This is a genomic window from Corticimicrobacter populi (assembly GCF_003123725.1).
Classification (GTDB): domain Bacteria; phylum Pseudomonadota; class Gammaproteobacteria; order Burkholderiales; family Burkholderiaceae_B; genus Corticimicrobacter; species Corticimicrobacter populi.
In genome coordinates this window covers 35,795-50,257 of sequence record NZ_QETA01000002.1, presented here as the reverse complement: position 1 = coordinate 50,257, position 14,463 = coordinate 35,795, and the positions used below count along the sequence as shown (strand labels likewise).

Annotated in this window: 12 protein-coding genes and 1 CRISPR repeat array; of the genes, 7 read left to right on the top strand and 5 right to left on the bottom strand. The window is 58.7% G+C overall.

Translation table 11 applies throughout. From position 1 onward, the window contains the following. Nucleotides 1-60: 60 nt before the first annotated feature. Nucleotides 61-933 carry an EamA family transporter gene (locus DD235_RS05490; RefSeq protein WP_109061076.1) on the bottom strand — a complete coding sequence of 291 codons (873 nt, stop codon included), beginning with the start codon at nucleotides 931-933 and terminating at the stop codon, nucleotides 61-63. A gap of 62 nt (nucleotides 934-995) precedes the next feature. Between DD235_RS05490 and DD235_RS05485 the strand changes: the two genes are divergently transcribed. From DD235_RS05485 to nrdF, 5 genes are all read left to right on the top strand, one after another. Beyond that, a complete protein-coding gene (locus DD235_RS05485; RefSeq protein ID WP_109061075.1) occupies nucleotides 996-1,514 on the top strand; it encodes a MarR family winged helix-turn-helix transcriptional regulator in 519 nt (172 codons plus the stop codon). 227 nt (nucleotides 1,515-1,741) lie between these two features. Next, nucleotides 1,742-1,966 carry a glutaredoxin-like protein NrdH gene (gene nrdH / locus DD235_RS05480; RefSeq protein ID WP_109061074.1) on the top strand — a complete coding sequence of 75 codons (225 nt, stop codon included), beginning with the start codon at nucleotides 1,742-1,744 and terminating at the stop codon, nucleotides 1,964-1,966. Between the two features lie 28 nt (nucleotides 1,967-1,994). Further along, entirely contained in the window at nucleotides 1,995-2,399 is a 405-nt protein-coding gene (gene nrdI / locus DD235_RS05475; protein ID WP_109061073.1) for a class Ib ribonucleoside-diphosphate reductase assembly flavoprotein NrdI, read from the top strand. Between the two features lie 5 nt (nucleotides 2,400-2,404). Continuing rightward, nucleotides 2,405-4,612, top strand: coding sequence for a class 1b ribonucleoside-diphosphate reductase subunit alpha (gene nrdE, locus DD235_RS05470; RefSeq protein ID WP_239990079.1), 2,208 nt, complete (start codon nucleotides 2,405-2,407; stop codon nucleotides 4,610-4,612). A 48-nt stretch (nucleotides 4,613-4,660) separates the two neighbouring features. Continuing rightward, a complete protein-coding gene (gene nrdF, locus DD235_RS05465) occupies nucleotides 4,661-5,644 on the top strand; it encodes a class 1b ribonucleoside-diphosphate reductase subunit beta (protein WP_109061071.1) in 984 nt (327 codons plus the stop codon). 198 nt (nucleotides 5,645-5,842) lie between these two features. Beyond that, nucleotides 5,843-6,470: direct repeats of the CRISPR family, unit length 28 nt; unit sequence GTTCACTGCCGTATAGGCAGCTCAGAAA. Between the two features lie 109 nt (nucleotides 6,471-6,579). On the opposite strand, the gene DD235_RS05460 is transcribed toward nrdF, so the two are convergent. Beyond that, a complete protein-coding gene (locus tag DD235_RS05460; RefSeq protein ID WP_109061070.1) occupies nucleotides 6,580-7,881 on the bottom strand; it encodes a type II toxin-antitoxin system HipA family toxin in 1,302 nt (433 codons plus the stop codon). Next, nucleotides 7,878-8,180, bottom strand: coding sequence for a helix-turn-helix transcriptional regulator (locus tag DD235_RS05455; RefSeq protein ID WP_109061069.1), 303 nt, complete (start codon nucleotides 8,178-8,180; stop codon nucleotides 7,878-7,880). Before DD235_RS05455 ends, DD235_RS05460 begins: the two co-directional genes overlap by 4 nt. A gap of 176 nt (nucleotides 8,181-8,356) precedes the next feature. On the opposite strand from DD235_RS05455, the gene cas1f reads away from it, so the two are divergent. Together cas1f and cas3f are read left to right on the top strand one after the other, a co-directional pair. Beyond that, nucleotides 8,357-9,334 (top strand): type I-F CRISPR-associated endonuclease Cas1f, encoded by a 978-nt coding sequence (gene cas1f / locus DD235_RS05450; protein ID WP_109061480.1) that lies wholly within the window; start codon nucleotides 8,357-8,359, stop codon nucleotides 9,332-9,334. Next, a complete protein-coding gene (cas3f, locus tag DD235_RS05445) occupies nucleotides 9,331-12,732 on the top strand; it encodes a type I-F CRISPR-associated helicase Cas3f (RefSeq protein WP_109061068.1) in 3,402 nt (1,133 codons plus the stop codon). The genes cas1f and cas3f overlap by 4 nt, the downstream gene beginning before the upstream one ends. Here cas3f and DD235_RS05440 read toward each other — a convergent pair. Both DD235_RS05440 and DD235_RS05435 read right to left on the bottom strand, forming a co-directional pair. After that, entirely contained in the window at nucleotides 12,717-13,739 is a 1,023-nt protein-coding gene (locus tag DD235_RS05440; RefSeq protein ID WP_109061067.1) for a nucleotidyl transferase AbiEii/AbiGii toxin family protein, read from the bottom strand. The two genes, cas3f and DD235_RS05440, sit on opposite strands and share 16 nt — an antisense overlap. Continuing rightward, entirely contained in the window at nucleotides 13,732-14,343 is a 612-nt protein-coding gene (locus DD235_RS05435; RefSeq protein ID WP_109061066.1) for a DUF6088 family protein, read from the bottom strand. The genes DD235_RS05440 and DD235_RS05435 overlap by 8 nt, the downstream gene beginning before the upstream one ends. Nucleotides 14,344-14,463 lie beyond the last annotated feature (120 nt).

The window sequence follows — 14,463 nt, the reverse complement described above, 5'->3', positions numbered from 1 at the left end:
TTCCACGCGGTGTTTGCTCACCTGCTTGCCATGCGCAAGCAGGTACGTGGCCAGGGTGACCTACCGGGCCCGGGCCGTTGTCCGCTGCACGGCAAACACGCTCACCAACACCACCACCAGTCCCGCAAGCGCCGTACCCGTTATGGATTGCGCCAGCAAGACCCACCCCAGCACGACTGCCGTCAAGGGGCTCAGCAGCCCCAATGAGGCAACCGCCACGGTCGGCAAGCGCGCCACACCTCGAAACCAGAGCGTATAAGCCAGCAAGGCTCCCGCCAGACAAAGGTAGGCATAGGCCGCCCATTGCGACAAGGTGAGCACCGGCAGAGGCGGATCCACCCACAACGCAACCGGCAACAACATCACGCCGCCGATCAGCAGTTGCCAGCCCGTCAGCGCTAGCACAGGCATGTTCATTTGCCAGCGACGTGTCAGCCAGACTCCGGCAGCCATGCAGGCAGCCCCCAGCAAGGCCGCCGCAATCCCCACCGGCTCGAATACCGTCTGCGGAGACAGCAGCAGAATGGCCATGCCCGCTACACCAGCCACCGCCGACCACAATGTCACTCTGGCCGGCACGCGACCATCCACAGCCCAGGCCAGCAGCATCACCAACAAAGGCTGTATCGCGCTCAGCACCGCAGCCAGACCTCCCGGCAGCCTATAGGCAGCGACGAACAACAGTGCCTGGAATACGCCGATATTCAATGCCCCCAATACCAGCAGACGCCACCACTGCCGGCGATCCGGCAAGCAGCGTGTAAAAGTCAGCAGCAGAATTCCGGCAGGCAGCACGCGGATAAGCGCTGCAGTAAATGGGCGATCCGGTGGCAGCCCTTGTGTGGTGACAATGTAGGTGGAGCCCCAGATCGCGGGTGCCAGTGCGGTCAGCATGACATCACGCCAATAGCACCATGAGGAAGTCGCAGCCATTTAATTACCTTCAAATCAAGATAAAATAATTGTGAACACCATTTAACTTGAAGTCAAGACAAATGCCCAAGCCATCACTGTCCCGATTACCCGATAGCGTCGATGCCATCCTCGATCAATGGCGGCGGGAACGCCCCGACCTGGACGCCAGCCCCATGGGACCGATTGGCCGTCTCCAGCGCTGTGCAGCACTGCTGGAACAGCGGCTGGAAGCCAGCTTTGCCCACGTCGGCCTCAGCCTCTGGGAGTTCGACATGCTTGCCACACTGCGACGCGCCGGCGCACCGTATCGGTTGAGCCCGACCGAACTGTTTTCCACGCTGATGGTGACCTCGGGGACGATGACCCACCGACTCAAACAACTGGAAAAGCGCGGCTTCATCGCACGCCTGCCCAATCCACAGGACGCACGCAGCCTGCTTGTGCAATTGAACGATGCCGGATTGGCACTGATCGACCAGGTCGTGGTGCTGCACATCGAAAACGAGCGACGCATCCTGTCCGAATTGCCTGCCGACACACAGGCAGGCCTTGATACGCACCTGTCCGCATTGCTGCTGGCACTGGAACAATCGTCATGAACGGCAGCAATACTGTCACAAGCTGTCTTTTTGCTTTTGCGTGACACTTTTCTACATCTAGCGCACTAGACAACAAAAAACCCTAGATGTAGTATTCCCCTGTCGTGCCTGTTCAGCGCACGATTTGCCGCCCGACCTCACCGGAGCGGCAGCTTTCTGTTTCGCCCAGCATCTGGCTCGCATACTTGTGAGCCAGATGATTTCCTCTCAATTCAGGAATCATAATCATGACGATTACCGTATACAGCAAGTCTGCCTGCGTCCAATGCACCGCCACCTACCGCGCACTCGACAGGCTGGGCGTGGACTACACGGTCATCGACCTGGCCCAGGATGAACAGGCGCTGGATACCGTACGCGACATGGGCTATCAGCAGGTACCCGTGGTGGTGGCGGGCAACGACCACTGGTCAGGCTTTCGTCCCGACAAGATCAGCGCCCTGCTGAACTGAGTTCCACGCGACAACGCCGGAACCCGCCATGGGAAGGCTCGTCTATTTCTCGACCGTCTCGGAAAACACACACCGCTTCGTCGGCAAGCTCGGCCTGCCGGCCACCCGCATTCCGATCCGCCAGGAAGAAGCACCTTTCACGGTAGACGAACCTTATATCCTGCTGGTCCCCACCTATGGCGGCGGCAGCGTCAAAGGTGCTGTGCCGACCCAGGTCATCCGTTTTCTCAATCACGCGCCCAACCGCGCCCTGATCCGGGGCGTGATCGCATCGGGCAACACCAACTTCGGCGAGGCCTATTGCATCGCCGGCGACATCATCGCCCAGAAATGCGGCGTGCCCCACCTGTATCGCTACGAGTTGATGGGCACACCCGAGGATGTCGATAAAGTCCGTACCGGAGTGACCGAATTTTGGAACAGACAACCTTGACCCCCGTGCCCGGCAGCGGCACTGCGCCACACACGCCCGGCCAGCCATCCGGACCGGAGAGCGCCTCCCAGCACGCCCGTGCCGGTTCGGCTGCTGCCAATACGGAGCTGGACTACCACGCACTCAATGCCATGCTCAATCTCTACGACGAGCATGGCCGGCTGCAACTGGATCGCGACCGTCAGGCGGCACGCCAATACTTCCTGCAGCACGTCAACCAGAACACCGTGTTCTTCCATAACCTCAAGGAAAAGCTCGACTACCTTGTCGAACACGGCTATTACGAAAAGCAGGTCCTGGCACAGTACGATTTTGCGTTCATCCAGAAACTCTACGACCACGCCTATGCCAGGCGTTTCCGCTTCCAGACATTCGTCGGCGCGTTCAAGTACTACACCAGCTATACGTTGCGCACGTTCGACGGCAAGCGCTACCTTGAGCGCTACGAAGACCGCGTCTGCATGGTGGCACTGGCCCTGGCAAAAGGTGACGAGGCCTTCGCGCTGAACCTGGTCGACGAAATGATCGCCGGGCGTTTCCAGCCAGCCACGCCGACTTTCCTCAATTGCGGCAAGCAGCAACGCGGCGAGCTGGTCTCGTGCTTCCTGCTACGCATCGAAGACAACATGGAGTCGATCGGGCGCGCCATCAATTCTGCCTTGCAGCTATCCAAGCGCGGCGGCGGCGTGGCGTTCCTGCTGAGCAACATCCGCGAGACGGGTGCCCCCATCAAGCAGATCGAGAACCAGTCGTCCGGTGTCATCCCCATCATGAAAATGCTGGAAGATGCCTTTTCCTACGCCAACCAGTTGGGTGCGCGCCAGGGAGCCGGTGCGGTCTATCTCAATGCGCACCATCCGGACATCATGCGTTTTCTGGATACCAAGCGCGAGAATGCCGACGAAAAAATCCGCATCAAGACCCTGTCGCTGGGCGTGGTGATCCCCGACATCACCTTTGAACTGGCCCGCGACAACGAGCCCATGTACCTGTTCTCGCCCTACGACGTGGAGCGCGTCTACGGCAAACCGTTTGGTGATGTCAGTATCTCGGACAGCTATCGCGAGATGGTGGCCGACCCCCGCATCCGCAAGCGCAAGATCAATGCGCGCGAGTTTTTCCAGACCCTGGCCGAGATCCAGTTCGAGTCCGGCTATCCGTACATCATGTACGAAGATACGGTCAATCGCGCCAACCCCATCCAGGGCCGGATCAACATGAGCAACCTCTGCTCCGAGATCCTGCAGGTCAACACGCCCAGCACCTACCACGACGACCTGGGCTACACCCACATCGGCAAGGATATTTCCTGCAACCTGGGATCGCTCAACATTGCCCAGACCATGGACGGCCCCGATTTCGGCAAGACCGTCGAAACTGCCATCCGGGCGCTGACGGCCGTATCCGATGCCAGCCATATCGGCTCGGTCCCTTCCATTGCGCAAGGCAATGCCGACTCGCACGCCATCGGCCTGGGCCAGATGAACCTGCACGGCTATCTGGCACGCGAGCATATCCACTACGGTTCAGAAGAAGGCATCGATTTCACCAATATCTACTTCTATGCCGTCGCCTATCATGCGATACGCGCCTCCAACCAACTCGCCATCGAGCGCGGCACTGCCTTCAAGGGATTCGAGCACTCGACCTATGCCAGCGGCACCTATTTCGACAAATACATAGAACAGTCCTGGCAACCGGCCACCGAACGCGTACGCACCCTGTTCGAACAGGCGGGCGTCGCCATCCCGACGCAGGATGACTGGCGCACGCTGCGCGATTCGGTCATGGCCCACGGCCTGTACAACCAGAACCTGCAAGCCGTCCCGCCCACGGGATCGATTTCGTACATCAACAACGCCACGGCCAGCATCCATCCGATTGCCTCCAAAGTCGAGATCCGCAAGGAAGGCAAGATCGGGCGCGTGTACTACCCCGCCCCCTACCTGAGTGAGGACACCCTGCCCTACTACCAGGATGCCTATGAAATCGGTCCGGAAAAAATCATCGACACCTACGCAGCGGCCACCCAGCACGTGGACCAGGGGCTGTCGCTGACACTGTTCTTCCGCGATACCGCCACCACCCGCGACATCAACAAGGCACAGATCCATGCCTGGCGCAAAGGCATCAAGACCATCTACTACGTTCGCCTGCGCCAGATGGCACTGGAAGGCACGGAAGTCGAAGGCTGCGTGTCATGCACACTTTGAGCCCCCTGTTTTCAATTGGATGTCGATACGCCCTATAGGAAATCCTGCATGAATACGCCTACCCGCCTGCACGCGCCCCCAAGCAGCGTACGCGCCATCAACTGGAACCGGATCGAGGATGACAAGGACCTGGAGGTCTGGAACCGCCTGACCGGCAATTTCTGGCTGCCCGAGAAGGTACCCCTCTCCAATGACATCCCTTCCTGGGCCACGCTGACACCCGCCGAGCAGCAGCTCACGATCCGCGTGTTTACCGGCCTGACACTGCTCGACACCATCCAGAATACGGTGGGTGCCCCCAGCCTGCTGCCCGATGCGCTGACTCCGCACGAAGAAGCGGTGTACACCAATATCTGCTTCATGGAAGCCGTGCATGCCCGCTCGTACAGCTCGATTTTCTCGACCCTGTGTCTGACGCCCGACGTGGACGATGCCTACCGCTGGAGCGAAGAAAACGAACACCTGCAAAACAAGTCGCGCATCATCCTGCGACACTACCGCGACAACGACCCGCTGCTGCGCAAGGTCGCCAGCGTGTTCCTGGAGTCATTCCTGTTCTATTCGGGCTTCTACCTGCCGATGTACTGGTCGAGCCGCGCCAAGCTGACCAATACCGCCGACCTGATCCGTCTCATCATCCGCGACGAGGCCGTGCACGGCTATTACATCGGCTACAAGTTCCAGAAATGCCTGGAGCGTGAATCCGAGGCGCGCCGCGAAGAAATCAAGATGACCGCCTATGAACTGCTGCACGATCTGTACGACAACGAAGTGCGCTACACCGAAGAACTGTATGACGGCGTCGGACTGACCGAGGACGTCAAGCGATTCCTGCACTACAACACCAACAAGGCGCTGATGAACCTCGGCTACGAGGCCTTGTTCCCCGCCAGCGTGACCAACGTGAATCCCGCCATCCTGGCTGCGCTGTCGCCGGGGGCAGATGAAAATCACGATTTTTTCTCGGGCTCCGGCTCATCTTATGTCATCGGCAAGGCCGTGGCGACCGAAGACGACGACTGGGCGTTTTGAAGCCAATAGCAGGAAAAGGGGTTGTGCTTGTCTTGTTGACGTGCAGTACAGGAACCGCCCCTGTACTCGACCCTTTTTTTGACTGCCAGAAAAAACCCTTATAAAACAATGCCCCACAAAGTAGAGCAAAAAAAGGGGTTGAAGGCTGTTTTCGTTAAAATGGATTGAATATCAGGCTGTTGTGAATTTTTTCTTGTAGTTCACTGCCGTATAGGCAGCTCAGAAATCGGGCAACTGGTTGCGGATGTCGCGCAGCAGGTTCACTGCCGTATAGGCAGCTCAGAAACTCTTCCCAATCCAAAGGCTCCGAGACGTGCAGTTCACTGCCGTATAGGCAGCTCAGAAATGTCGGCTGTCTCAACGCATGAGCACTGGCATGTTCACTGCCGTATAGGCAGCTCAGAAAAGTCAATGATCTCGGCTGCCGTTTTCCAGGGCGTTCACTGCCGTATAGGCAGCTCAGAAAACCAGCTGGATGGCAATGGCGGGCTGACAACAGTTCACTGCCGTATAGGCAGCTCAGAAAGCCAGTCGCCTTAAGGCCTAGCTCAATGCCAGGTTCACTGCCGTATAGGCAGCTCAGAAAATGGCCAGCAGACTTGAGCGCGGCCATCACCTGTTCACTGCCGTATAGGCAGCTCAGAAAAGCGCCAGCGGTGGCATGTCGCCCAGGATTTCGTTCACTGCCGTATAGACAGCTCAGAAAAATTGCTGGTGCAGATCCTCAGCGGTCTTGTCGTTCACTGCCGTATAGGCAGCTCAGAAAGCATCGAGGTCAGCGACGACCTACTTCATTCGGTTCACTGCCGTATAGGCAGCTCAGAACGGCGTCGTTCGTCATGGTGATAACGCGGTACTGTTCAGAGCCGTATACAGTATTTGAAAAAATGCTCGGACGCGGCAACCCGCCAGACGACTGAAACGCATTGGTACGATCAAATCTGTGTCAGCGCCACGCCTCCTAGCAAGCGCTCTGTCACCGTCCGCCGCACAGCCGGCGGCGCGTCGTGCAACAACACAGGCCATTCGGACTGGGCCTGCCTGACCAGCCCCTTGGCCAGCCTGATGTGATTCGGCACACGGGAGAGCTTGGCCTGTTTCAGCAAAGCCTCCAGTGCATCCCAGTCGAATGCTCGCAATCGGCTGTCAATCGCCCGGTTAACAGCATATTCCGCCGGCTTGACCGACTCAAAGAACGCGCTCACGCACACGGGATCGTAGAGCGGAGACAATACCGGTGAGTGTCCATCGGGATACAGCAACGCCCAGTTCTTGAGATGTGCATCCGTATTGCCCAGCAGGATGAATGCAACAAAGCGATGGATAAATTCGCGTACATCCTCGATCCGGTTGGCAGACAATGCATCCAGCACCCGCAGCATATCGGCATAGTCCGACAGGCCCTTGCCATATTTGTGCCTGGGTGCCAGGCCCAGCACCTGGGCGAACTCTTCCATATGCACACGCAAGCCGCCTGGCCCGCGATCAAAGCGGGGCACTGCCAGGATTGTGTCGAACGGAACCGCTTCCGGGAGTTCCGCCTCTGCCCGTGAAACCACCCGAGCCTGAGCGCAATTCAGGCCGACGGCCTCGCACAGGCGATAACCGGTGTACTCGTTTTCGACCAGATCAGGGTGCCGTGTGGTCGGTAGCTTCAGAATGTACTCGCCCGCGACACCGTGCTTTTTGACCACATACCGTTGACCATCATAAATGGCTGAAAATTTGGTGACCACACCTGGTAGCGACGCGGCGTCTTCTACGGGTGCCTCCACAACTGCCGGCTCCAGCACCTCCAGCCCCAATGCCATATGCCATTGGCGCACAGGGTCAGGAACCCCTGCCTGCAAAGGTACGGGTTCCACTTCGATCGCGCCCATCAGGTCATGGCCCGCCGCTGCCAATAACTCGAACTCATCATCAGGCGAACATTTACGCTCATGCGCCAGACGATCCCGATTGTGCCCCTCAGGCAAAAGATTGGCGAAATAGGCCGGCCAGCGGCCATCGCTGCGCACCAGGCGAGCATCCCGGACCGAAGCCAGGATTTCCTGCGTCTGGGCCTCTGTCGCACCACGATATGCCAGCGACAGCAATGGACGATGGGCATCCTGGATATAAGCCTCATCGAAAGACACCCTCAGGATGTCCCCATACTGAGACAAGTATCCTACAGCTCGCCGCGTACGGTCAGGCAGATGCAGATACATGCGCAGATACTTGATGGTTGTGCTCATGGCTGACTCAAAATCTGATCCACCACCGATTTGGGTGCCTCTGCTCCAGCAGGCTGCCCCAGGTATCGACCACCTGACCGCAAAAATGCCTCCAGATCGGCTTTCAAGTGCCTGGGCACCACCAGAAACTCGACATCCAGAGCGCGGGCCACCTCCTCAAGCGTAGACACCTGTGGATCAACAGCCCCGGTTTCTATCTTGTTGATGGTCATGCGTGACAGGCCCGCCTGCCTGGCCAGGGCAGCCTGGCTCAAGTTGTGGGCTTGTCGAATATCTTTCAACGCTGACACAATGCTCATGATAGATATCTAAAATCAATTTTTGATAATTAAGATTATCACAATAGACTTAGTGAGGCCAGTACAGCCGAGCATGAGGAAAGCCACCACCGCCACATTGCAGCACAGGCAATGACTTGATGAATCACCACATCCAGTTACACTTGAGCATCCAAGCCCTGACTACCGTGCGCTACATGGAAGACATCAGCCCCTCCGCCCTGAAAACCATCCTGCACTCCAAGCGTGCCAACCTGTACTACCTGGAGCACTGCCGGGTTCTGGTCAATGGTGGTCGGGTTGAATATGTCACCGACGAAGGCAAGCGCTCGCTGTACTGGAACATACCGATTGCCAACACCACATCCGTGCTGCTTGGCACCGGCACTTCCATCACCCAGGCCGCCATGCGTGAACTCGCCAAGGCAGGCGTGCTGGTTGGTTTCTGTGGAGGCGGCGGCACGCCTCTGTTTTCGGCCAATGAGATTGATGTAGGCGTTGCCTGGTTTTCTCCACAAAGCGAATACCGCCCGACCGAATATCTGCAGCGCTGGATACGATTCTGGTTCGACGACACGCGCCGCCTGGAAGCTGCCAGACAGATCCAGCGCATCCGCCTGACCCGTATACGTGAGCGCTGGATCAGCCATCGCGCCCTGCGCGAGGCAGGCTTCGAGGTAGATCCGGTGCTACTGGACAAGGCTCTGGAAAGCTGCGCGAAAGGCGTCGAAAATGCCCAGGATGTGACCTTCCTGCTGACCGAGGAAGCCCGGCTGACCAAGCAGCTTTTCAAGTTTGCAGCGCGCGCCACCGGCTATGGCGACTTCGTGCGCAGCCAGCGTGGTGAATCCGGCGATCCCGCCAATCGCTTTCTGGATCATGGTAACTATCTGGCCTATGGGCTGGGTGCCACGGCAACCTGGGTGCTGAGCCTGCCGCACGGTCTGGCCGTCCTGCATGGCAAAACCCGGCGCGGCGGTCTGGTATTCGATGCCGCCGACCTGGTTAAGGATGCCATCATATTGCCGCAGGCATTCATCAGCGCAGTACGCGGCGATGATGAACAGCAGTTTCGCCAGGCCTGCATCGAAGCCCTGACACGCAGCGAATCGCTGGACTTCATGATCGACTCCCTCAAGCTGATTGCAGACAGACTGGGCCGGGAAGCGCCATGAACGTCCTGTTTGTTTCGCAATGCAGCAAACGGGCCTTGAGCGAAACCCGCCGGATACTGGATCAGTTCGCCGAACGCCGGGGCGAACGCACCTGGCAAACCCCCATTACCCAGGCCGGGCTGGATACCGTGCGCCGCCTGCTGCGCAAGACAGCGCGCAAAAATACAGCCGTGGCCTGCCACTGGATACGCGGTCTGGATCACAGCGAACTGCTCTGGATCGTCGGCAATGCCAGCGAGTTCAATCCACTGGGTGCCGTACCCACCAATACGACCCAGCGCGACATTCTGCGCACACAGGATGAAAACGACTGGCATACGGGAGAATACATCCGCCTGCTCGCCACGCTGGCAGCACTGCTGCACGATCTGGGCAAGGCCAGCGTGGCGTTTCAGAATCGGCTGAAAGGCACCCTGACCGAGCGTAATCTCTATCGGCATGAATGGGTCTCGCTGCGACTGTTCCTGGCATTTGTCGGCCAGGCCAAAAACGATGCCGACTGGCTGCAGCGCCTGGCTGATCCTGCTGCCTACGATGAAACAAGCTGGACTGCCACCGGACGCTATCAGCGCGATGGCATCGACGCCACACAAAGCCACCCATTCCGCGACCTGCCGCCGCTGGCTGCGGCCATCGCCTGGCTGATCGTCAGCCATCACCGCCTGCCGGTTATTCCTGTCTACAAAAACGACAAACAGGAATGGCTGGGCAAACGCAACGACGGCAGCATTCGCTATTGGCTGGAACAGCCACTCTCCCAGATCAAGCACGACGCCAACGAAATCTATCAGGAGGCCGATCCGGCACGGATCGCAGCCTATTGGGAACTGGCCGGCACACTCCCCGTGATGGCACCCAAATGGCAGGCGCAGGCAGCCCGATTGGCCAAACGTCTGCTGGAGCGCGCCAACGCTGACACCGGCACATGGCTGACCAATCCCTATGTCATGCACCTGTCGCGGCTGTGCCTGATGCTGGCCGATCATTATTTTTCCAGCCTGCCTGCAGATCCTCAGGTAAACACATCAGAATCCGCCAAGCGCAAACGCAGGGCCGCGCTATTTGCCAACACTGACCGCGACGGCCAGCCCAAACAAACGCTGGAGAAACACCTGCTGGGCGTCGCCCATGATGCCAGCCTGATCGCCCATGCCCTGCCCGGCTTCGAGTGCTACCTGCCACGCCTGGCTCGGCATCGAGGCCTGCGCAAACGCAGCGGCAATCCGCGCTTTGCCTGGCAGGACAAAGCAGCCGATGCCGCAACAGCATTGCGCACGGCGGCCCAGGCGCACGGTGCCTTCATCATCAATATGGCCTCCACAGGCTGCGGCAAAACGCTGGCCAACGCACGCATCCTGTACGCTCTGGCCGACCCACAACAGGGACTGCGGGCCAGTTATGCGCTCGGGCTGCGCACCCTGACCCTGCAAACCGGGCGTAGCTATCGCACCGATCTGCACCTGAGCGACGATGAACTGGCCATTCTGGTCGGCGGTTCAGCCAGCCGCCAACTGTTCGACTATTACGAACGTCAGGCCGAGCGCCAGGGCTCGGCTTCCACTCAGGCCCTGATCGAAGAAGACAGTCATGTGCTGTACGAGGGTGTCACTGCAGACCATCCCCTGCTGACACGCGCCCTGCACGACCAGGACATACGGCGGCTGATTTCTGCCCCCATGCTGGTATGCACTGTCGATCACCTGGCCCCTGCCACGGAATCCTTGCGAGCGGGCCGCCAGATCGCCCCCATGCTGCGCCTGATGAGCAGCGATCTGGTACTGGATGAGCTGGACGACTATTCGCTTGAAGACCTGCCTGCCCTGACCCGGCTGGTGCATTGGGCCGGCCTGCTCGGCACCCGCGTGATCCTGTCTTCGGCCACGCTGCCACCGGCACTGGTCGAAGGCATGTTCCTGGCCTATCAGTCAGGCCGCCAGCACTTTCAGCGAAACCGCAGAAACCATGCTGAAGGCGCACTCGCCGCGCTCCCCGTGCCCTGCCTCTGGACAGATGAGTTTGGCGTGCAAACCGTCGCCTGCAATAGCGCCAATACGTTCAAGCAGGCGCATGGCTCCTTTGTGAACAAACGTGCCGCGCAGCTCCAACAGGCGGCGCCTTTGCGACGTGCCGAATTGCTGCCACTGGATCTCGCCAAGAACCTGCCGCCAGAAGCACGCCACGCCGCCTTTGCCCCTCTGGTGCGCGATGCCTGCCTGCGCCTGCATCACGATCATGCGGAACGCGATCCCGTCAGCGGCAAGCGCATCAGTTTTGGCCTGGTGCGCATGGCCAATATCGAACCGCTGTTCGATGTTGCCCTGAATCTGTTTCAGCAAGGCGCGCCTGCGGGCACCCACATTCACCTCTGCGTCTATCATGCCCGCTTTCCGCTGCTGCAGCGTTCGGCCATTGAGCACCAGCTCGATACGGTTTTCAACCGGCGGGTGGACAAAGGACAGGCCGTTTACCAGTTGCCAGAGATCCGTACACAGATCGACGCCCATGAGGCAACCGACCAGCTATTCATCGTGCTGGCCAGTCCGGTCTGCGAAGTCGGCCGGGACTGGGATGCCGACTGGGCAGTGGCCGAACCCTCCTCGATGCGTGCACTGATCCAGTTGGCGGGCCGCGTCCAGCGCCATCGCGCCCAGCCGGGCGACAAGCCGAACATGCTGGTATTCGAGACGAATCTGCGGCACTTTCGGCCATTTACAGGGCATAAAAAAGATACGCCAGCCTGCTTTGTTCGACCGGGTTTTGAGAAAGAAAACGCGCAACATGCACAAGGCAGAATCTATCACCCCTTCCGCCTGTTCTCTCACCGGCTCGACAAGCTGCTGCGCCCCGAAGAGTACCGCACCATCAGCGCCTTGCCGCGTATCCAACCAGCCTCCGACCTGCAGCCCAAACTCAGGCTGGCAGACCTGGAGCAGGCCCGGATACAGGACACCATGCTGTCCCGGTCGGCAGAACAATCCTCCAGGGACCAAAACGCCGCAAGCATCTGGCAGCATCCGCAAGCCTCACTGACAGGAGCCTTGCCGCAGCAGCAGCCGTTTCGTGCCAGCACAATGGACATGGAAACACTGGTTTTTCTGCCTGATGAGAATGGTGATACCTTGTTGATGCATCGCGTGGAGCAGGATCCAAACCTACGAGGCCAGGATATTCACATCGAGGATCACCATCGCCTGCATGCATTGACGCTGGATTGTGGAACCGGGATCAGCGCCTGGGGAAATTTCGATCTGCTGACTTTGCTGGCGGAACAGGCGGATGATCTCGATCTGCCGCTGGATGTGTGCGCCAAACGATTCACCGTGGTGGAAGTGCACGCCAGCCGTAACGGGTGGCGGTATCACCCTTGGATAGGGTTGGCTTCTCAGCGAAGCGACTGATTGATCTGCTGCTCCAAACGGGTCAGCCGTTCAACAATGTCATCAAACGGCAAAGTCTCGCCATAGAACATCTGGGCATCCAGCATCGCCTGATAATCCAGTCTCAACGCACCAAGCAGCGCAGCATCCGGAACCAGTTTCAGTGCCCCCGTCAGGCAACGGTCGTAATGGCTGAACCCGCTGCGGAAAAAGGTCTCTTTGATACTCAGTACATCCTGCAACAATGCGACATCCCCCACGGCCTGACGACCGACATCGTGATCGGCCAGCCGCGCCAGATCGTACCAATGCCGCGACAGACGCTCGGCACCAGCACGCAGCTCCGGACGGTGGCATTCGACATGAATGAGCGTCGCTTTCTCCCAGAAAGTACGCATCGGCGACAGTACGGCCACCTCTGCCGTTGGCAACACCAAACCCTGCACATGTGCCACAACGTCTGGGACGATAGTCAATGTTTCCTGCGGCAAGGTCGCGTTTCTGCCACCAAACTCGATCAATACACTGGGCCGCAGATAGATGTCGACATTTTCTACGGCACTGGGATAATAAAGCCAGAGTTTTTCCGCATCATCACTGATTTCAATCGTGATTTCGTGATTCGGCAACGCCTGCGGTAAAACCTCGCGTAGTGTCGGCACCAGTTCCCTGGTGACGTGCTCCGCCAATGCCACTTTAAGTTTTTCGGACAGCCGCTTTCGTTGAGTGCCGGAAAGCGTAGCCAGATCAGGAATGTCCTGTACCAGGCTGCGGTAATCTACCGTGACGTCGATATCCTCGGAAAAACGCTCGATGGCCTGATAGACCTTCGACAGTGATGTGCCGCCCTTGAAGGCCATGGGTTTACGACATGGCAGTGTAAAAAGCACTCCCAGCACCTGGCACAACCAGATATCCTTTTCCAGAATTTCAGCTCGCCGTCCCAGCATGGGGGCCAAACCATGAAGCAGGTCTGCTTGCTCGGCAGGCAGCAGATCAAAATAGGATACAGCCGCCGTATCAGACATGCGCCGCCTCGCTGCGTTCGTAGCCGCTCAGGGCTTCCAGCATCCACGCAGGCATTGATGCCTTGGCCGAACACAGCGCCTGGAATTCAGGAGGTGCCAATTTTTGCGCGAGCCGGCGAAAAGAACTGGATGTGACGTGATGCCGGCCCAAATACCAGAGCGCCGACAACGCCTGCCCCGCTGGCCGACCGGCCAATACCAGTTTGCGGGCAGCGACATGCTGCAAGCGGACGGTCATTTTCCCGAATCGGACCACCCGCGACGAGCCACTGGTGTAGAACACCGCTTGCGCCGGCATCTGTGTCGAGAAACCAAAACGCCGTGCGGCCTCGGCACCGTGAATCTCAATCGTCGCACCTTCAGCCTGAGCAATTGTCTGCGCGACCTGCTCGGGTGCGGGCAACGCCTTGATACCAAAGCGGCCGACCTTGGGAACGACATACAAGCCATGACCAATGCGCTCAATACTGCCAGCCTTGGCAAGCCGCATCAACGCCTGATCGATAGCCGCGCGCGACCCCAGCCCAGCAAAAATCGCGGGCGTAAAAGGCTCGCCGGGCAACTGGACGGCGATGCGTTCTCGAATGGCTTGGGATGTGCTCATGGCAGACTCCTTTTGTTAGATATTTTATTGAAAAATCTAACATATAACAATCAGATTCGAATCCAGTCGAAGCATTCGCAGAAAACTGTAGGCCAGCAGCAGCAACTGAGCCAATCAATG